17 protein-coding genes are annotated in these 18474 nt (G+C 72.4%); 8 read left to right on the top strand and 9 right to left on the bottom strand.

Annotation, left to right across the window (positions count from 1 at the left end; genetic code table 11):
• Positions 1-161: 161 nt before the first annotated feature.
• The gene (locus ABZ851_RS34720; RefSeq protein WP_361136338.1) at positions 162-956 is read right to left on the bottom strand and encodes an adenosylcobinamide-GDP ribazoletransferase; all 795 of its coding nucleotides are present in this window, start codon (positions 954-956) and stop codon (positions 162-164) included.
• Between the two features lie 115 nt (positions 957-1071).
• Here ABZ851_RS34720 and ABZ851_RS34715 point away from each other — a divergent pair, with 115 nt between their 5' ends.
• Complete coding sequence (locus tag ABZ851_RS34715; RefSeq protein ID WP_361136336.1) at positions 1072-1809, top strand: hypothetical protein; 738 nt, start codon at positions 1072-1074, stop codon at positions 1807-1809.
• On the opposite strand, the gene ABZ851_RS34710 is transcribed toward ABZ851_RS34715, so the two are convergent.
• The 5 genes from ABZ851_RS34710 to ABZ851_RS34690 all read right to left on the bottom strand — a co-directional run bounded on the left by ABZ851_RS34710 (position 1784) and on the right by ABZ851_RS34690 (position 7694).
• Positions 1784-2536 carry a hypothetical protein gene (locus ABZ851_RS34710; protein ID WP_361136334.1) on the bottom strand — a complete coding sequence of 251 codons (753 nt, stop codon included), beginning with the start codon at positions 2534-2536 and terminating at the stop codon, positions 1784-1786. The genes ABZ851_RS34715 and ABZ851_RS34710 overlap by 26 nt on opposite strands.
• Positions 2533-4299 (bottom strand): phosphatidylglycerol lysyltransferase domain-containing protein, encoded by a 1767-nt coding sequence (locus ABZ851_RS34705; RefSeq protein WP_361136332.1) that lies wholly within the window; start codon positions 4297-4299, stop codon positions 2533-2535. The genes ABZ851_RS34710 and ABZ851_RS34705 overlap by 4 nt, the downstream gene beginning before the upstream one ends.
• Before the next feature lie 144 nt (positions 4300-4443).
• Positions 4444-5490 carry a nicotinate-nucleotide--dimethylbenzimidazole phosphoribosyltransferase gene (gene cobT, locus ABZ851_RS34700; protein WP_361136330.1) on the bottom strand — a complete coding sequence of 349 codons (1047 nt, stop codon included), beginning with the start codon at positions 5488-5490 and terminating at the stop codon, positions 4444-4446.
• 21 nt (positions 5491-5511) lie between these two features.
• Positions 5512-6264 (bottom strand): class I SAM-dependent methyltransferase, encoded by a 753-nt coding sequence (locus ABZ851_RS34695; RefSeq protein WP_361136328.1) that lies wholly within the window; start codon positions 6262-6264, stop codon positions 5512-5514.
• A 62-nt stretch (positions 6265-6326) separates the two neighbouring features.
• Positions 6327-7694, bottom strand: coding sequence for a bifunctional adenosylcobinamide kinase/adenosylcobinamide-phosphate guanylyltransferase (locus ABZ851_RS34690; protein ID WP_361136326.1), 1368 nt, complete (start codon positions 7692-7694; stop codon positions 6327-6329).
• 159 nt (positions 7695-7853) lie between these two features.
• Here ABZ851_RS34690 and ABZ851_RS34685 point away from each other — a divergent pair, with 159 nt between their 5' ends.
• Entirely contained in the window at positions 7854-8069 is a 216-nt protein-coding gene (locus ABZ851_RS34685; RefSeq protein WP_088797313.1) for a hypothetical protein, read from the top strand.
• A 190-nt stretch (positions 8070-8259) separates the two neighbouring features.
• Here ABZ851_RS34685 and ABZ851_RS34680 read toward each other — a convergent pair whose 3' ends face one another.
• Complete coding sequence (locus ABZ851_RS34680; protein WP_311626302.1) at positions 8260-8856, bottom strand: DUF3043 domain-containing protein; 597 nt, start codon at positions 8854-8856, stop codon at positions 8260-8262.
• Positions 8857-9170: 314 nt separating this feature from the next.
• Between ABZ851_RS34680 and ABZ851_RS34675 the strand changes: the two genes are divergently transcribed.
• The 6 genes from ABZ851_RS34675 to ABZ851_RS34650 all read left to right on the top strand — a co-directional run bounded on the left by ABZ851_RS34675 (position 9171) and on the right by ABZ851_RS34650 (position 17165).
• The gene (locus tag ABZ851_RS34675; RefSeq protein WP_088797312.1) at positions 9171-9968 is read left to right on the top strand and encodes a PspA/IM30 family protein; all 798 of its coding nucleotides are present in this window, start codon (positions 9171-9173) and stop codon (positions 9966-9968) included.
• A gap of 57 nt (positions 9969-10025) precedes the next feature.
• Complete coding sequence (locus ABZ851_RS34670) at positions 10026-10304, top strand: hypothetical protein (protein ID WP_088797311.1); 279 nt, start codon at positions 10026-10028, stop codon at positions 10302-10304.
• A 108-nt stretch (positions 10305-10412) separates the two neighbouring features.
• Positions 10413-11714 (top strand): sensor histidine kinase, encoded by a 1302-nt coding sequence (locus ABZ851_RS34665; protein ID WP_361136322.1) that lies wholly within the window; start codon positions 10413-10415, stop codon positions 11712-11714.
• The gene (locus ABZ851_RS34660) at positions 11711-12397 is read left to right on the top strand and encodes a response regulator transcription factor (RefSeq protein WP_336052953.1); all 687 of its coding nucleotides are present in this window, start codon (positions 11711-11713) and stop codon (positions 12395-12397) included. Before ABZ851_RS34665 ends, ABZ851_RS34660 begins: the two co-directional genes overlap by 4 nt.
• Before the next feature lie 177 nt (positions 12398-12574).
• Positions 12575-15817, top strand: a complete 3243-nt coding sequence (locus tag ABZ851_RS34655; protein ID WP_361136320.1) for an efflux RND transporter permease subunit — start codon at positions 12575-12577, stop codon at positions 15815-15817.
• A 262-nt stretch (positions 15818-16079) separates the two neighbouring features.
• Positions 16080-17165, top strand: coding sequence for a methyltransferase domain-containing protein (locus tag ABZ851_RS34650; protein WP_361136318.1), 1086 nt, complete (start codon positions 16080-16082; stop codon positions 17163-17165).
• A gap of 54 nt (positions 17166-17219) precedes the next feature.
• Here ABZ851_RS34650 and ABZ851_RS34645 read toward each other — a convergent pair whose 3' ends face one another.
• Both ABZ851_RS34645 and ABZ851_RS34640 read right to left on the bottom strand, forming a co-directional pair.
• Positions 17220-17423, bottom strand: a complete 204-nt coding sequence (locus tag ABZ851_RS34645; RefSeq protein WP_361136316.1) for a DUF397 domain-containing protein — start codon at positions 17421-17423, stop codon at positions 17220-17222.
• On the bottom strand, positions 17402-18247 hold the full coding sequence (locus ABZ851_RS34640) for a helix-turn-helix transcriptional regulator (protein ID WP_361136409.1): 846 nt from the start codon (positions 18245-18247) through the stop codon (positions 17402-17404). The genes ABZ851_RS34645 and ABZ851_RS34640 overlap by 22 nt, the downstream gene beginning before the upstream one ends.
• Positions 18248-18474 lie beyond the last annotated feature (227 nt).

Below are 18474 nucleotides of genomic sequence, written 5' to 3'. Positions count from 1 at the left end.
CGCTGCTGCGGCCGAGCCTACGCTCGGCGGCGCCACAAGGCCCGTCCGATACCACACCGGCACATAACGGGGCCGGGGGAGTTACCGGTATGCGGGGTGAACTGCCCTTCTTTGTCAGTGAGTTGACGGATAAGGGAGACGCGCCCGGGCCGGGCCGCGAGCTACCCGAGGGCCAGCGCCACCACTGCCGTGAGCCCCGCGCTCTCCGCGAGCGCCCCGAACACATCGCCGGTCACCCCGCCCAGCCGCCGCCGGCAGTGCCGCAGCAGCAGCTCGCCCAGCCCGAGCCCGAGCAGCGCCGCGAGCCCGGCGTGCAGCGCGCCGTACGCACCGAACGCGGCGCCGGCCGCCGCGCATCCGGCCACCACCGCCCCCGTGCACAGCAGCGCCGCCCGCACCGGGACCGTGCCCGCGACCGCCGCGCCGAGCCCTTCCGGCCGGGCGGCCGGCACCCCCGCACGGGAGGCGAGGGTCAGCGCGCAGCGCGCGGTGACCGCACCGACGGCCGCCGCGACGGCGCCGCGTGCCCAGCCGTCCGCGTACAGCTCCGCCAGCGCGGCCACCTGGGCCAGCAGGGCGAACAGCAGCGTGATGACCCCGAACGGGCCGATGTCGGACTGCTTCATGATGCGCAGCGCCTCGTCGCCGGGCTTGCCGCTGCCCAGCCCGTCGGCGGTGTCGGCGAGTCCGTCCAGGTGCAGCCCGCGGGTGAGGACGGCGGGCACCACGGTGGTGGCGACCGCGGCGAGCAGCGGGCCGCCGCCGAGCAGCAGCAGCGCCGCGCCGAGCGCCGCCGCGCACAGCCCGGCCACCAGTCCGGCCAGCGGCGCGCAGAGCATGCCGCCGCGCGCCGCCTCCCGGTCCCAGCGGGTGACGCGTACCGGCAGCACGGTCAGCGTGCCGAAGGCGAAGCGCAGGGCGTCGAGGGGGGCCGGGGGAGCGGGGGTGTCGGTCACCGCGGCAGGCTATCCGGGCGCCCGCCGTGTCCGGCCGCCGGTCCGGACCGTCACCCGGCAAACCGGGCCGCAGGGTGGTGAAGTGTCCCCATCCGGCAAATGGGGAGCGTGTGGGATGGGCCACTGGTGGTACCGCAATATCGTCGAGCCGGGGAAGCTGCCGCTGCTGCTCGCCCTCGCCTCCTTCGTGCTGACCTTCCTGGTGACCCGGGCCATCACCCGCCTCATCCGCGCGGGCAAGGGGCCGTTTGGCAACCTCACCCCCGGCGGTGTGCACGTCCATCACGTGGTGCCCGGCGTGATCCTGATGGTCCTCGGCGGGTTCATCGCCCTCGCGGGCGGCCGGCGCGGCTTCGGTTCGGGGGTCGCCGCGGTGCTCTTCGGCATCGGCGTGGGCCTCGTCCTCGACGAGTTCGCGCTGATCCTCCACCTCGACGACGTGTACTGGAGTGAGGAGGGGACCAAGAGCGTCGAGATCGTCATCCTCACCGTCGCCCTGGTGGCCCTGATCCTCGCCGGCTTCCTGCCGTTCGGCGTCAACGAGATCGGGCCGGAGGAGAGCACCGACCGCTTCACGGTCGTGCGGACCGTGGCCGTCAACTTCCTCTTCGCGCTCGTCGCGCTCACCAAGGGCAAGGGCCGGATCGCGGTCATCGGGGTCTTCGTGCCGTTCGTCGCGCTCTTCGGCGCGGTCCGGCTGGCCCGCCCCAACTCGCCCTGGGCCAGGCGCTTCTACCGCCACCGCCCGAAGGCGCGGGCCCGTGCCCGGGTCCGCGCCTACCGGCACGACCGCCGCTGGTCGGCCCTGCGCCGCAAGGCCGAGCACATCATCGGGGGCGCCCCCAGCCGCTGACCCGCGGGGTCTGCTCCGTCCCGCGCGGCCGCCCCAGTTCCCACAGCGCGCACACCACGAGCACCGCCAGCACCGCCGCGACATGCTCCTTGCCCGCCAGGTTGTTCTTGATGGACACCACCTCGACGACCATCGCCACGGCGACCGCGGCACAGGTGAACCATGCGCGGTAGCGCCAGCACACGAACACCGCCAGCCCCACCACGGCCGCCGACGGCCCGGTGTCGATGACGAACTTGTCGGAGTCGGGCAGCCCGAGCGGGCTCACCGGGCCGATCCAGATGCCGATCCGCGCGTACATCGTCCCGGCGAGCGTGGCGACATAGGCGATCAGCAGCGTCTGCCGCCGGCCCACACAGATCTCCGCGATCCCGAAGACCACCAGGATCTGCGCCAGCGCCCCCCACACCGGAAGGTCCAGCGCCGGGACGAACAGCGACAGGGGGGTGCGCAGCAACGCCACCCACAGGTGCTCCCAGGCCTGTACGGAGCCGATGTCCTGGACCATTTGATAGCCCCAGGCCTGGTTCTGCACGAACTGGAGGACCAGGGTCAGGCACACCGCGGTGAGCGTCAGCCAAATGGCCCGCAGCTTCGCCGTGACCAGCGAGGACCGTACCGTCCGCAGGAGCGGGCCCCACTCGCGGCGCGCGGCGCGGGCCAGGGCGGACAGCTCCGGGCGCCCCGGCACCGGCCCGCCCTGCTGCCCCGCACCGGCCGCGCTCACCTCGCATGCTCCAGGTGCGTGCGGTTCAGCCACTTGGGCAGACCGGGGGCTTCCAGAAAGCCTTCCGCGCGGCCGGCGGCGATTCCGATCCGCAGCAGATCGGTGCTCTTTTCGAAGAGCATGTACCGCGGCTCCCAGATCGGCCGGTATTTCGCATTGGCGCGATAGAGCGATTCGATCTGCCACCACCGGGAGAAGAAGCTGAGCAGTGAGCGCCACAGGCGCAGCACCGGGCCCGCGCCGAGCCGCGATCCACGTTCGAAGACGGAACGGAACATCGCGAAGTTCAGCGAGAGCTGAGTGACCTCCACCTCTTTCGCCCGCTGGATCAACTCCAGCACCATGAACTCCATCAGACCGTTCTCGGAGTTCCGGTCCCGCCGCATCAGATCCAGCGAAAGGCCCTTTTCGCCCCAGGGCACGAAGCTGAGCAGCGCCCGCAGCTCGCCCGCTTCCTCCCCCGCGCCGCCGTCGCGGCATTCGAGCATCACACAGCGCCCGTCGCCCACGTCGCCGAGCCGGCCCAGCGCCATCGAGAAACCGCGCTCGGTCTCCCCGTCGCGCCAGTCGTCGGCCAGCCGCAGCAGCTCCGACATCTCCTCGGCCGGGATGTCCTCGTGACGCCGGATACGGACGGTGTAGCCGGCCCGCTCGACGCGGTGGTAGGCCTGCCGTACGGTCCGCATCGCGCGGCCGCCGAGGGTGAACTCCGCGGTGTCCACGATCGCTTCGTCGCCCAGCTCCAGCGCGTCCAGACCGTGCCGGGCGTAGATCGTGCCGCCCTCCTCGCTCGCGCCCATCACCGCGGGCGCCCAGCCGTGCTCCCGGGCCTCGGCCAGCCACACCTCGATCGCCCCGGGCCAGGCCTCGGGGTCCCCCAGCGGATCGCCGGAGGCCAGCGACACCCCGCCCACGACGCGGTAGGTGACCGCGGCCTTGCCGCTGGGGGAGAACAGCACGCTCTTGTCGCGGCGCAGCGCGAAGTAGCCCAGCGAGTCACGGTCGCCGTGCCGCGCGAGGAGCGCCCGCAGCCGCTCCTCGTCGTCCTCGGTGATCGCCTCGGTGCTGCGGACGGACCGGAACGCCGCCCACAGGACCGCGACCAGCAGCAGCGTGCTGAGCACATTGATCGTGACGTTGACCCAGTTCGGGGTGGCGATCCCCGGGAAGGCGCGGTCGTCGGCGGCCAGCGACACCAGCCGCATCAGGCCGTAGCGCCAGCGCTGCATCCACGTCGAGGCGCCGTCCCCCGCGGTGTTGGTGACGGTCACCAGCAGGGCCGCCAGCAGCGAGGCGACCAGCAGGCCGCCGGCCGCGACGGTCGCCGCCAGCTTCGGGTTCGCGCGGTCGCCCTTGGCGGAGAACTCGCGGCGCCCCACCACCAGCGCCGCGGCGAAGAGCACGGTCACTCCCAGCGACACCCAGTTCTGCGCATGCCCGCGGAACTCCGGGGCCACCACCATCCCGTATCCGAAGAGCACCGCCAGCAGACCGGACAGCACCAGATTCAAAATCCAGGCCGCCCGCTTGCGCCGCCGCAGGGTCACCGACAGGAAGAGTGAGAAGGCACCGGAGGCGAAACCCGCCGTCAGCAGATACGGAGTAAAGAATTCCGCGATGTTGTGCCGGCGGATGTCATTGCCGAACGACACCCATACCGCGCTCAGCAGATTGATGAAGGTGACCGTGCGCAGATACCAGATGCCGAATGCGGCACCACGCCGTGACCACGTGCCGCGAGGGCGGTCTTCGTCCGGACTCAAGCGATGTCTCCCATAAAACGTGTAAAGCGCGATCTTATGGGGAGCCGCCGGCGGTCCGGCACGGGCATGACGTGGTGAGCGCCCGGGCCGGGCGCTCGTCCGCTCGCTTCCTGCGGCGGCCGGCCGGGGCGGGCCGGCGCCGGGTCAGTCGCGTACGGGCAGCTCTGCCGCCAGGGCCGCGGCTGCCCGTACCAACGGCAAGGCCAGCAGCGCCCCGGTTCCCTCTCCCGCAGTGACGCCGTGGTCGAGCAGAGGGTTGAGTGCGATCCGGTCCAGCGCCTTCGCCTGGGCCGGCTCCCCGCTCGCCTGCCCGGCCACCCACCAGTCCGGTGCCCGGAACGCCACCCGCTGCGCCACCAGCGCACAGGCCGCCGAGACCACCCCGTCCAGGATCACCGGCGTACGGCGCACCGCGCTCTGCAGCAGGAAGCCGGTCATCGCGGTCAGATCCGCGCCGCCGACCGTGGCCAGCAGCTCCAGCTGGTCGCCGAGCACCGGACGGGCCCGCCGCAGCGCGTCGCGGATCGCCGCGCACTTGCGCATCCAGGCCAGGTCGTCGATGGGCGCCCCGCCCCGCCCGGTGACCACCGAGGCGTCCGTACCGCACAGCGCGGCGATCAGCGTGCTCGCCGCGGTCGTCCCGCCGACGCTCAGATCGCCCAGCACCACCAGATCGGTGCCCGCGTCCGCCTCCTCGTCCGCGACCGCCATCCCGGCCCGGAACGCCGCCTCGGCCTCCTCGGCCGTCAGCGCGTCCTCGATGTCGATCCGTCCCGAACCGCGCCGTACCCGGTGCCGGGTGACGTCTTCCGGCAGCTCCTGCGGGTCGCAGTCCACCGCCAGATCCACCACCCGCAGCTGCGCCCCGGCGCCCCGGGCCAGCACCGCGGCCGGGCTCGCCCCGTCCAGCACGGCCCGTACGAGATCCCTGGTGCCGCCGGCCGGCCGGGCCGACACCCCCAGCTCGGCCACCCCGTGATCGCCCGCGAACAGCAGCACCCGCGGCCGCTCGACGGGCCGCACCGGCACCTGCTGCTGCGCGGCGGCCAGCCACTCGCCCAGCTCGTCCAGGCGGCCGAGCGCACCCGGCGGGACGGCCAGCCGGGCCCGCCGCTCCTCGGCGTCACGGCGTGCCCCGCCATCGGGGCGCTCGATCAGGTGGGCGAAGTCGTCGAGGTTCAAGGCGCTCATTGGGCGCAGATTACCGTCAACTCACCGCTGACGAAGCGCACCGGGGGGAACGGCCCGAGGCGAGGTGGCCGGGGCGAACCGGACCTCGCACACCAGCGGCGTCAGCGCGCGCAGCACCGGGACGCCGCGGCCGCGCCACACCAGCCGGGACCACAGGCCGCCCGCCGCCGCCCCGCCCGGCACCGGACCGAGTTCGCGCACCGCGACGATGCCCGGGTGCAGGCAGGCCACCCGCGGCAGTTGGGCACGGTCCAGCCCCCAGCGCGGGGCCGGCCACCGGCCGCCGGCTGCCGCGGCCCGCCGCGCCAGCGCGGCCGCCCGCCCTGGCAGCGCGTCAAACACCAGCACACCGCCGGGAAACCGCTCCGCGCACGCCGCCAGCAGCGCGCGCACCGCGGGCGGCGGCAGCCGCATCAGCACCCCGGGAGCGGTGATGACGACCCCGCGCCACGGCTCGCACACCGCGTCCAGCCAGGCGTGATCGGTCACCGCACGGGCCACGGTCCGCCGCCGCGCACCGTCCGGGAGCAGCATCCGGCGGGCCGCCGCGGTCTTCGGGGGCACCACCGTCAGCCAGGTCAGCCGCCCGTTGTCCAGCCGCCAGAAACCGGTGCCCAGCCCCTCGCCGAGCGCGACCACCGTCGCCTCCGGATGCCGCTCCAGATAGGCGCGCACGGCCGCGTCGAAAAGCCGCCCGCGCCCCCGGGGCTCCCGGACGGGCCCCGCCGCCCACCCCGCCGGCGCTTCGGATTCGGTCCGCTCGGATTCGGTCACGGGTCAAGAGCACCCGGCGCCGCGCCCCCGGGCAAGCGGACACGGGCCGCGCCGGGCCCGTGTCATCCACGCAGCGCAAGCGCCTGCCCCGCGACGACCAGCAGCACCTGCTCGCACTCCGCGGCGAACGCGGCGTTCAGCCGCCCCAGTTCGTCACGGAACCGGCGGCCCGCCGCAGTCGCCGGGACGACCCCGGACCCGACCTCGTTGCTCACCGCCACCACCGGCCTGCGCGTCACGCGCAGCGCCGCCACCAGCGCATCGGTCCGCTTCCGCAGCGCCTCCCGGCCGCCGGCCTCCCAGGTCGCGTCGTCCCACGCCCCGACGTCGTCCATGACATGCGTCAGCCACAGCGCCAGACAGTCGATCAGCAGCGGCGAGGTCCCGGCCGGGCGGCCGCTACCGGGGCCGGGGCCCGCACCGGGCCCGCCGTCCTCCGCGCCCGGCACGCCGGCCTCCCGGCCCGGCCCCGCGGCTTCCGCTCCCGTCCCGGCGGCCTCCGTGTCCGGCCCGGACCCGAGCAGCGGCAGCAGATCGCAGGTCTCGACGGTGCGCCAGCTGCTGGGGCGCCGCTCCCGGTGCAGCGAGACCCGCTGCGCCCAGTCCTGGTCGCCGTCCCGGGTCCCCCCGGTGGCCACGTACACCACGTCGGGGAAGGCCGCGAGCCGCCGCTCCGCCTCCACCGACTTGCCGCTGCGCGCCCCGCCCAGCACCAGGGTCCGCCGCGGCAGATCCGGCACCGCGTGGAACTCGCCGACCACCAGCGTGCTGCCGTCCGCCACCGCGCGGGCCCCCACCGCCGCCAGCCTGCGGTGCAGTTCGGGCCCCGGCGGCACATCGTGGTCGAGGTGCACCGCCACCACGTCCGTCGCCGCGTCGACCGCGCCGCTCGCCCGCAGCCTGGCCAGCGCATCGGGCCGCTTCACCACGTCGAGCAGCACCAGGTCGTAAGGGCCGGCGCCGCCGGCGCCCGCCTCACCACCGCCCACCGCTCGGCCGTTCCCGTTGCCCAGTCCGGCCGGCGCCGCGCCCGGCGGCAGATACAGCAGCCGCTCGCCGTCCGCGCCGGAGATCTCGTAGCCGGTACCGGGGATGTCCACCGCGACGGCGCGCACCCGGTGCCCGTCGAGCAGCGCCAGCTCCCGCCCGTCCGCGACCCGCCCCGGCTGCGGCATCCCGGCCGGCACCTCCAGCGCCGGGCCGTCGTGCGGATGGGAGAGCAGCACCTGCCGTACGCCCGCCAGGGACTGCCCGGCACGGGCGGCCGCGAAGGCCGGGCCCGGCGTCAGGTCGATCATCAGCGCGCCGTCGACGAGCAGCGCGGTGGCCGCCCGCGCCTCGTCGCCGACGGCGGTCGCACAGGCGGCACACGGGCAGCCGGGCCGCGGCAGCCCCTGCGGGGCCCCGGTGCCAAGGAGAGTCACATCCACACCGCCGAGTTTCCCGCGTCCACGGCGGGCGGGCGCGGCGGGGGCGGACTCGACACGGCCGTTAGGCTGCCGATCAGCACGGAAGCACGGCACCGGGGGTGCGTCAGGACGCGCCCGCGGTGGCACAGATTCGTACTCGGTGGGATCCAGGAGGCGCACATGGCGTGGACGTGGCGGTTCGAGAAGGCCGACGGTTCGGAGACGGCGCCGGCCGTCCAACCGGAGGAGTTCACCACCCAGGGCGACGCGGAGTCCTGGATCGGCGAGGAGTGGAAGGCCCTCCTCGAAGGCGGCGTCGACCAGGTCAGGCTCTTCGAGGACGACACCGAGATCTACGCGGGCCCGATGAGCCTGCACGCGGCCGCGGAGGGCTGAACCCCGAGGGCGCGGCGGGGCCCGGCCGGCCTCGAACGACGCTTGGCCGGGCCCGCACGGGCCCGGCCAGGCATCGAATTCCATCCCGCCGCGACGGCGCGTCACCACAACGGCGAGGGTCTGGGGGCACCTCCCAGCGTTAGCTGGGGGAGGAGTCAGGGGACGTCCCCAGCCACCACGTACGACGCGGCTACGGCCGCTGCCCCCGCTTCACCTGCGGCTTCGGCAGCCGCAGTCGCCGCATCTGCAGCGTCCGCATCACCGCGTACGCCTTCACGCCCTTGAGGTTTTCGTTCGGGAAGCGCTCCTGCAGCCGCTTGCCCAGACGGAACCAGATCATCACCGAGTCGAGCACGATCAGCACGATGATCACGAGCCACAGCAGCAGCGCGATGCTCTGGATCGACGGCACCCGGATCATGGTGAGCACCAGGATCACCACGGCCATCGGCAGGAAGAACTCGGCGACGCACCAGCGGGAGTCGACGTAGTCGCGCGCGAAGCGGCGCACGGGACCCTTGTCGCGCACCGGCAGATACCGCTCGTCGCCGCTGGCCATCGCCTCGCGCTGGCGGGCCATGTCGACGCGGCGGGCCTCGCGCTGGGCCTTCGCCGCGTCCTTGCGGTTCGTGGGCGTATGCGCACGGGAGCGGCGCTGCGACTGGGCATCGCTGCGTTTGGGCGTCGGGCGGCCCTTGGGGGCCTGCGGATCGCGGGGCTGCTGGGGCTGGTCCGCGGTCACCTTGGCGGTCGCGGCCTGCTCATCCTTCGAACGGCTTCGGAACACAACACCCAAGGGTACGTGCTCGCCGCGGGAGAGCCACGGTCCGACGGGCACGATCCGGCAACGGCGCTCCCGGAAGCCGGCGTCTGACCAGGCCGGAACCCATGCACTACCGGGACAGAGCGGACATCGTGCCGATTGTCCGGACTCTCCCTACTCCTTGCGCGGGAGAAGAACGCGTACCGATCGTCCTGGAGGAGGAGCGCATCCGGGCGCGAACAGTGCGGTAATGGAACCAGGGCCCGTACTGTGGGGTCTGTAGATGTGCTGGAGCCTAAGCCCGAGGTGACTCGGTCAGAAGGGGGCGCGCGAGGCCCATGAGCGATGGTGTCATGAAGCGGATGGGGATGATCTTCCGCGCGAAGGCCAACAAGGCCCTGGACCGGGCCGAAGACCCGCGCGAAACCCTCGACTACTCGTACCAGAAGCAGCTGGAGCTGCTGCAGAAGGTGCGCCGCGGCGTCGCCGACGTGGCGACCTCCCGCAAGCGCCTGGAGCTGCAGCTCAACCAGCTCCAGGGCCAGTCGTCCAAGCTGGAGGACCAGGGCCGCAAGGCGCTGGCGCTCGGCCGCGAGGACCTGGCCCGCGAGGCGCTGAGCCGGCGCAGCGCGCTGCAGCAGCAGGTCACCGACCTGGAGACGCAGCACCAGACGCTGCAGGGCGAGGAGGAGAAGCTCACGCTCGCGGCGCAGCGGCTGCAGGCCAAGGTCGACGCCTTCCGTACGAAGAAGGAGACGATCAAGGCCACCTACACGGCCGCCCAGGCCCAGACCCGGATCGGCGAGGCCTTCTCCGGCATCTCCGAGGAGATGGGCGATGTCGGCATGGCCATCCAGCGTGCGGAGGACAAGACCGCACAGCTGCAGGCCAGGGCCGGTGCCCTGGACGAGCTGATGGCCTCCGGCGCCCTGGACGACCCGACCGGTATGGCCAAGGACGACATCACCGCCGAGCTGGACCGGCTCTCCGGCGGCAGCGACGTCGAGCTGGAGCTGCAGCGGATGAAGGCCGAGCTCGCGGGCGGCTCGTCCGGCCAGCAGGCCATCGAGGGCGGCCAGAACGGCGGGGACCGGTCCGCCCCGCAGCAGGACCGGCCGCGTTTCGACAAGCAGTGAGGGCCGGCGGCGGATAGCCTCGCCGCAGATCGTCGGACCGGACCGAGGGAGACCGTCGTGATCGTACGGATCATGGGGGAGGGCCAGGTGAAGCTGGACGATGCCCACTTCACCGAGCTCAACCGACTGGACGATGAGCTGCTGGCCGAGATGGAGAGCAACGACGAAGCAGGTTTCCAGCGCACTCTCGATGCCCTGCTGGACGCGGTCCGCCGACTCGGTACGCCGCTTCCCGACGACGCCCTCGAACCGTCCGAACTCATCCTGCCGTCCGCCGACGCCTCACTCGAAGAGGTCCGGGACATGCTCAGCGACGACGGCCTCATCCCGGGCTGAACCCCGGCCCGGTCCCGGCCCGGCCCGGTCCGGCGCCGGTCCGGGCACTCCACTCCAGCGCACGGCGCCCCGGTCCCCCGTCGGACCGGGGCGCTACCGTTTGCTCTTGTGAGCCACCTCGACCCCCGCCCGGACACGCCCCGCGCCGGCCGCTTCCCGTGGCAGCGGGCCCATCCGCTCGCCTTCGACACCGTCCTGGCGGTGGCGGTCTTCGCGTGCGTCCTGTGCGGCGCGGTGGCCGACCCGCACGGACCGAACGGTCCGCGGTTCGGCGCTCACCACCTCTCCGCCACGACCGTGGCCTTCGCCGCGCTGGCCTGCGCCGCCCTGGTCCTGCGCCGCCGGCTGCCCCGTACGGTCCTGGCCGTCACCGGCGCCTGCACCATCGTCGAACTGCTCGCCCGCTCCAGCGACCCGCGCGCCCCCGTGGCCGCCGCCGCGGTGATCGCCCTCTACAGCCTGGCCTCGCGCACCGACCGGCCCACCACCTGGCGGATCGGCGCGCTGACGGTCGTCGTCCTGACCGCCGCCGCGATGCTCTGCGGCCCGCGCCCCTGGTACGCGCAGGAGAACATCGCGATCTTCGCCTGGACGGGCATGGCCGCGGCGGCCGGCGACGCGGTCCGCAGCCGCCGGGCCGTCGTCGACGCCATCCGCGAGCGCGCCGAACGCGCCGAGCGCACCCGCGAGGAGGAGGCCCGGCGCCGGGTCGCCGAGGAGCGCCTGCGCATCGCCCGAGAGCTGCACGATGTCGTCGCCCACCACATCGCCCTGGTCAACGTCCAGGCCGGGGTCGCCTCGCATGTCATGGACAACCGCCCCGACCAGGCCAAAGAGGCGCTGGCGCACGTCCGCGAGGCGTCCCGCTCGGCGCTGGAGGAACTCCGCGCCACGGTCGGCCTGTTGCGGCAGTCCGACGACCCCAAGGCGCCGACCGAGCCCGCGCCCGGCCTCGGCGTCCTCGACCAGCTCGTCGACGGGTTCGTCCGCGCCGGGATCCCCGTCGATCTGGAGATCCCGCACGAGCCCCGCGCGCTGCCCGCCTCCGTCGACCTCACCGCCTACCGCGTGGTCCAGGAAGCGCTCACCAACGTCCACAAGCACGCCGGCGAGGGGGCCCGCGCCACGGTGCGGATCGTCCACTCCGAGACCGCGCTGACCGTGACCGTCCTGGACGACGGCGCGGGCCGGGCCGGCATCCCGCGGCAGAAGGGCGGCGACCGCCCGCCTGTGGAACCGGGCGGGCCCGGCGAAGTGGAGGACAGCGGCGGCGGCCACGGCCTGATCGGGATGCGTGAGCGGGTCTTCGCGCTGCGCGGCACCGTGGTGACCGGCCCGCGCGCGGCCGGCGGCTTCCAGGTGCGGGTCACCCTTCCGCTGCACACCGTCCGTACGGGGGAGTCACGATGACGATCAAGGTGCTGCTCGCCGACGACCAGACGCTGTTGCGCAGTGCCTTCAGGGTGCTGGTCGACTCCGAGCCGGACATGGAGGTGGTGGCGGAGGCCTCCGACGGCGCCCAGGCGTACGAGCTGACCCGGGCCCAGCGCCCCGACGTCGTCCTGATGGACATCCGGATGCCCGGGGTGGACGGACTGGCGGCCACCCGCATGATCAGCGAGGACCCGGAACTCACCGGTGTCCGGGTGGTCATCCTGACGACCTTCGAGGTCGACGACTATGTGGTGCAGTCGCTGCGGAACGGCGCCAGCGGCTTCCTGGGCAAGGGGGCCGAGCCGGACGAGATGCTGGGCGCGATCCGGATCGCGGCGGCCGGCGAGGCGCTGCTGTCGCCCGTCGCGACCAAGGGCCTGATCGCCAAGTTCCTCGCGCAGGGCGGCAGTACGGGGGACGGCGGGCCCGGCGGCCGGGGCGCCGAGCGGCTGGCCACGCTGACCGGCCGCGAGCGCGAGGTGCTGACCCTGGTGGCCGGCGGGCTGTCCAACGACGAGATCGCCGAGCAGCTGGCGGTCAGCCCGCTCACCGTCAAGACGCATGTGAACCGCGCGATGGCCAAGCTGGGCGCCCGCGACCGGGCCCAGCTGGTGGTCATCGCCTACGAGTCCGGACTCGTCCGCCCACGGGCGCAGTGAAGCCCGTACGCCCACGGGTGCAGTGAAGGGGGAGGGGCCCGTACTCCCAACGCGGTACGGGCAGCGGCCGGAAACCGACCTGCGAGCGAGGAAAACCGGCCAGGGCATGGCGGAAGGTGTAAGTGGGCCCGGGAAAGGCCCCGCCGACCGTTTCAGAACAGAAGAGAGACCCCACCCATGTCCTGGCTGTCCCGACTCAGCCTCGTACAACGGGGCCTGATAGCGCTGATGTCGATCGTGGCGATCGCCTTCGGCGCCATCGCGATCCCGCAGCTCAAGCAGCAGCTCCTGCCGTCCATCGAGCTCCCGATGGTGTCCGTGCTGGCCCCCTACCAGGGCGCCTCCCCGGACGTCGTCGAGAAGCAGGTCATCGAACCCCTCGAGGACGGCGTCCAGGGCGTCGACGGCATCAAGTCCGTCACCTCGACGTCGAGCGAGGGCTCGGGCGTCATCATGGCGCAGTTCGACTACGGCAACGACTCCAAGCGCCTGGTCGCCGACGTCCAGCAGGCCGTGAACCGCGCCCGCGCGAAGCTGCCGAAGGACGTCGACCCGCAGGTGGTGTCCGGTTCGACCGACGACATCCCCACCGTGGTCCTGGCCGTCTCCTCGGACTCCAAGGACCAGCAGACGCTGGCCGACCAGCTCAACCGCAGCGTGGTGCCGGACCTGAAGAACATCGACGGCGTCAGTCAGGTCAGCGTGAACGGCGTCCAGGACCGGATCGTCGCGGTCACCCCCGACGACAAGAAGCTCGCCGCCGCCGGGCTGAGTGCCCAGTCGCTGGGCCAGGCGCTGCAGAACGGCGGGACGTCGGTGCCCGCCGGCTCGTTCTCCGAGGACGGCAGGAGCAAGACCGTCCAGGTCGGCGCCGGCTTCACCTCCGTCGCGCAGATCAAGGACCTGCGGCTCGCCCCGTCGGCGGGCGGTGGCGCGTCCGCCGGCGCCGGTGCCTCCTCGGGCGAGGGTGCGTCCGCCGGCGGTGCTCCCTCCGCCGGCAGCGGTCCGTCCGCGGGCGGGGGTCCGGGTGGCGCGGTCCGCCTCGGCGATGTCGCCACCGTCAAGGAGGAGCAGGCCACTCCGACGTCCCTGACCCGCACCAACGGCAAGCCCAGCCTCGCCGTGAACGTGACGATGGACAAGGACGGCAGCGCGGTCGCCATCTCCGACGCCGTCAAGGACAAGCTCTCCACGATCCGTCAGGACCTGGGCAAGGGCGCGCACGTCACGGTCGCCTCCGACCAGGGCCCGCAGGTCTCCAAGTCGATCGACTCGCTGACCACCGAGGGCCTGCTCGGCCTCGCCATGGCGGTCATCGTCATCCTGGTCTTCCTGCTCAGCCTGCGCTCCACGCTGGTGACCGCGGTCTCCATCCCCCTCTCGGTCGTCATCACCCTGATCGTGCTGTGGACCGGGGACCTCTCCCTCAACATGCTCACCCTCGGCGCGCTGACCATCGCGATCGGCCGCGTCGTCGACGACTCCATCGTCGTCCTGGAGAACATCAAGCGGCACCTGGGCTACGGCGAGGAGCGCCGCGAGGCCATCCTGAGCGCCGTCAAGGAGGTTTCCGGAGCGGTCACCTCCTCCACCCTCACCACGGTCGCGGTCTTCCTCCCGATCGGTGTGGTCGGCGGCATGGTCGGCGCCCTGTTCGGCTCCTTCTCGGTGACGGTGACCGTCGCCCTGCTCTCCTCCCTGATCGTCTCCCTGACCGTCGTCCCGGTGCTGTCCTACTGGTTCCTGCGGGCCCCGCGGATCCCCGAGGGCACCACGGTGGACGACCTGCGCCGGGCGGCCGAGGAGAAGGAGGCCAAGAGCCCCCTTCAGCGCTGCTACGTCCCGGTCCTGCGGTTCGCCACCCGCCGCCGGCTCACCAGCCTGGCCATCGCCGTGGTGATCCTCCTCGGCACCTTCGCCATGGGCCCCCTGCTCAAGACCAACTTCCTCGACCAGGGTGCCCAGGACACCCTCACCCTCAAGCAGGAACTCAAGCCCGGCACCAGCCTGGACGCGGCCGACAAGCAGGCCGAGCGGGTCGAGAAAGTGCTCGCGGCCAACGACGACATCGCCGATTACCAGGTCACCGTCGGCTCCTCCGGCTTCATGGCGGCCTTCGGCGGCGGCACCGGTGCAGGCCAGGCCTCCTACCAGCTCAAGCTGGCGGACTCCGCGGACTCCGACAAGGTCACCGACGCGCTGCGCGCCGACCTCGACAAGCTCGGCAAGTCCATCGGCGACACCAGCTTCACCACCGGCGGCGGCTTCGGCAGCCAGGACCTGAGCGTGGTCGTCAAGGCCGGCGACGCCGGTGTCCTGAAGACGGCCAGTGAACAGGTCCGCAAGACCGTCGCCGGCCTCGACGACGTCACCGACGTGCAGAGCGACCTCTCCCAGAGCGTCCCCCGGATCTCCGTGAAGCCCAATGCCAAGGCGGCCGAGGCCGGTTACGACCAGGCCTCGCTCGGCGCGGCGGTGACCCAGGCGGTCCGCGGCACCACCAGCGGCAAGGCCGTCCTCGGCGACACCGAGCGGGACATCGTCATCAAGTCGGCCCACCCGGCCACCACCGAGGACGAGCTGAAGAACCTGACCGTCCCGACCCCGTCCGGCCCGGCGAAGCTCAGCACCCTCGCCACCGTGCGGACCGTCCCCGGCCCGGTCCAGATGACCCGGATCGACGGCGCCCGCTCGGCGACCATCACCGCCAAGCCGACCGGCGACAACACCGGCGCGGTCAGCGCCCAGCTGAAGCAGAAGATCGACGCGCTGAAGCTGCCGGACGGCGCCACCGCGACGATCGGCGGCGTCTCCCAGGACCAGTCCGACGCGTTCTCCTCGCTCGGCCTGGCGATGCTGGCGGCCATCGCCATCGTCTTCATGCTCCTGGTGGCCACCTTCCGCTCGATGATCCAGCCGATGATCCTGCTCGTCTCGATCCCCTTCGCGGCAACCGGAGCGATCGGCCTGCTGGTCGCCACCGGCACCCCGCTGGGCGTCCCGGCGATGATCGGCATGCTGATGCTGATCGGCATCGTGGTCACCAACGCCATCGTGCTGATCGACCTGATCAACCAGTACCGGTCGCAGGGTCACGGCGTCGTCGAAGCCGTCATCGAGGGCGGCCGCCACCGCCTCCGCCCCATCCTGATGACGGCCCTGGCCACCATCATGGCGCTGCTCCCGATGGCGCTGTCCATCACGGGCGACGGCGGCTTCATATCCCAGCCGCTCGCCGTGGTCGTGATAGGCGGCCTGATCACCTCCACCCTGCTCACCCTCCTCCTCGTCCCGACGCTCTACGCGATGATCGAGCTCCGCAAGGAGCGCCGGGCGAAGAAGAAGGCCGCGAAGCGGTCCGCCGCCGACGGCCCGCAGCCCGAGGAGACCGACCGCACACCGGAGCCGGCGAGCGTGTGACGCCGGCCTGACCGGCGGAGCCCGGTGAAGAAACGATGCCCCCGCAAGCCGGTGCTTGCGGGGGCATCGTGCTGGGCATCCGCTCACGGGGCGGCCCGGGGCCGCCCCGGCACCACTCACCGACGAAGGGGGACCACAGTGGGAAAGCACGGTGACGGCAAGGGCGGCGCGGACGGCGACCGGCAGCAGAGCCCGAAGGAATCCGACGGCCGGTGGACCAAGCCGGTGACCGACCCGCCGAAGAAGAAGTAGGGGCGGCGCCATGTCCTCGCCGGGCCGGCTGGTGGAAATCCTGCACAACAAGGGCGAGTTGCCCCCGGAATGGGCACCGACGGTCGCCGCCGTCGACCGCGCGCACTTCGTCCCGGACACCTTCGAGGTGGCCGACCGCACGGTCTCCCGCTCCGCGGACGAGGCCGAGTGGCGCCGGATGGTCTACGCCGACCTGCCCCTGATCACCCAGCACAACGACGGCCGGCGCGCGGCGGACGAGGTGGCCTTCCCCACCTGCTCGACCTCCATGCCCTCCCTCATGCTGGCGATGGCCGCGGTCGTCCGGGACGGCGACGCGGTCCTGGAGGTCGGCACCGGCACCGGCTACCACGCCGCCTGGCTCGCCCACCGGCTCGGCGGGGACCGGACGACCACGATCGAGACCGACAAGGCCCTGCACGACATCGCCCGGGACAACCTCGCCCGGGCGGGCCTGCACCCCCACACGGAGTGCGGCGACGGCCTGGCGGGCGTCCCCGCGCGGGCCCCCTTCGACCGGATCATCGCGACCTGCACGGTCCGCGACATCCCCTACGCCTGGGTGGCACAGACCGCACCGGGCGGCACGATCCTCACCCCGTGGGGCTCGTCGTTCCACTCCTACTCGTTCGCCACCCTGACCGTCCGCGACGGCCGGGCCACCGGCGTCTTCTCCGGCCGCCCGGCCTTCATGTGGGCCCGCCAGCAGCGCCGCTCCTACGGCCGCATCCGCGACTGGTACCACGGCGAGGAGGGCGACCACTCCACGACCACGCTCGACCCCCGGGTACTGGAGTACGACTCCCACGCCCGCTTCGCCGTCGGCCTCCGGGTACGCGACGCCTGGCCCCTGCTGTGCCACGCCGACGACGGCAGCGACGAGGCCACGTACTGGCTCTTCGACGACGCCCGCACCTCATGGGCCACCGCCGAATACGTCCCCGGCCGTGCGTCGTACGACATCGAACAACACGGCCCCCGCCGCCTGTGGGACGAGGCCGAATCCGCCTACCGCACCTGGCACTCCCAGGGCAGCCCGCCCCGGGACCGCTACCGCATCACCGTCACCGCCGACGGGCAGCGCGTGTCCCTGTGACCGGCCCGGGACGGTCCGTCCCGGCGACGCGCCGGGACGGACCGAAGTGCGTCTCTAGTCCCGGTCCTTGAGGGAGTCCACGAAGGTGTTCCAGGCCGCGCGGGGGATGAGGAGCGCGGGGCCGTGCGGGTTCTTGCTGTCCCGTACGGGGACGAGGCCGGGGAAGCCGTCGGCGATCTCGACGCAGCTCCCGCCGTTGGGATTGCTGTAGCTGCTCTTGCGCCAGCGGGCGGTGCTCAGCTCGGGGGTGTGTCGCATGGTGTGTGGTCCTCCATTACCTTCCGGATCAGCTCTGCCGACTCCGCCAGTGAGAGCGAGTTCGCGCGCAGCACTTCGTACTTGCGCCGCCACTTCTTCACGGCTTCCGGATCCTCGTAGAGGTGCGCGACATCGTTGCCCTCTTCGTAGGCCACGGACGACCCGTCGGGAAGCGTCAGCAGATTCAGAGCGCTGCCCATCAGCGGGTGAAGACCCGAACTGAACGGCATCACCTGGACCTTACTGTCCGGAGTATCCACCTGTTCGAGCAGCCAGGCCAGTTGTTTATACGTGGCCTCTCTGCTCCCCATCTGCCGTCGCAGCACGGCCTCGTCGATGATCGCCCACCGGTACGGCGGCGAGTCCGAGCGCTGACGGTCCTGCCGGGAAATCCGGGCGTTGACGCGCTCCTCCACCTGTTCCTCGGAGAGATTGTCCAGGCAGCCCACGAACGCCCGCGCGTACTGCCTGGTCTGCAGCAATCCAGGCACGGCCTGCGGTTCAAAGACCTCGATCACCTCGGCACGTGCCTCGAAGTCCATGAAGCGCCGGTACTGATCCGGGTGCGCCTCCCTCTTCGCCAACTGGTACAGGCCGTGGAAGTGCTCCTCCGTGCCGAATGCCGCGTCGAGTGCGGCGGGTAGTTCCGGGGGTGGCATCAGCTCCGCCGCCTCGACGCGCGCCAGCGTGCTCTTGCCGAAGTTGACGATCTCCGCCAACTGCACCAGCGACAGCTTCGCGCGCTCGCGGTGGCGGCGCTGTTCGGCTCCGAAGAAGTGGCGTGCGGACAGGTACGGGGTCAGTTCCTTCGACGTGAACTTCATATCCGTCAGCTCTCGGTCGTCCCAGCTCAACAGGCGGACGAGACACCTGCGTTGAGGCCATGTCCCACAGGGTGGCGATGGCGATACACACGGTAGTGAGCGGTGCCGATGCGAAGGAAGCGAGTCATATGTACGAGAGTTCGCCGTCACGGTGTTCGCCCCCGCGGCTGCTGCCGTGGACCAGACCGGACGGTGGCCCGTGCTACCTGAGCACGGACAACCCCGAC

The organism is Streptomyces sp. NPDC047049 (assembly GCF_040643995.1).
GTDB classification, from domain to species: Bacteria; Actinomycetota; Actinomycetes; order Streptomycetales; family Streptomycetaceae; genus Streptomyces; species Streptomyces mooreae.
The sequence above is the reverse complement of the archived record's forward strand: the minus strand, read 5'-3'. Positions and strand labels throughout refer to the sequence as shown.

Coding starts and splice junctions, on each gene's coding strand:
- ABZ851_RS34715 (WP_361136336.1), top strand. CDS start 1,072: ATGGGCCACTGGTGGTACCGCAATATCGTCGAGCCGGGGAAGCTGCCG.
- cobT (WP_361136330.1), bottom strand. CDS start 5,490: ATGAGCGCCTTGAACCTCGACGACTTCGCCCACCTGATCGAGCGCCCC.
- ABZ851_RS34685 (WP_088797313.1), top strand. CDS start 7,854: ATGGCGTGGACGTGGCGGTTCGAGAAGGCCGACGGTTCGGAGACGGCG.
- ABZ851_RS34675 (WP_088797312.1), top strand. CDS start 9,171: ATGAGCGATGGTGTCATGAAGCGGATGGGGATGATCTTCCGCGCGAAG.
- ABZ851_RS34660 (WP_336052953.1), top strand. CDS start 11,711: ATGACGATCAAGGTGCTGCTCGCCGACGACCAGACGCTGTTGCGCAGT.
- ABZ851_RS34655 (WP_361136320.1), top strand. CDS start 12,575: ATGTCCTGGCTGTCCCGACTCAGCCTCGTACAACGGGGCCTGATAGCG.
- ABZ851_RS34650 (WP_361136318.1), top strand. CDS start 16,080: ATGTCCTCGCCGGGCCGGCTGGTGGAAATCCTGCACAACAAGGGCGAG.
- ABZ851_RS34645 (WP_361136316.1), bottom strand. CDS start 17,423: ATGCGACACACCCCCGAGCTGAGCACCGCCCGCTGGCGCAAGAGCAGC.
- ABZ851_RS34640 (WP_361136409.1), bottom strand. CDS start 18,247: ATGAAGTTCACGTCGAAGGAACTGACCCCGTACCTGTCCGCACGCCAC.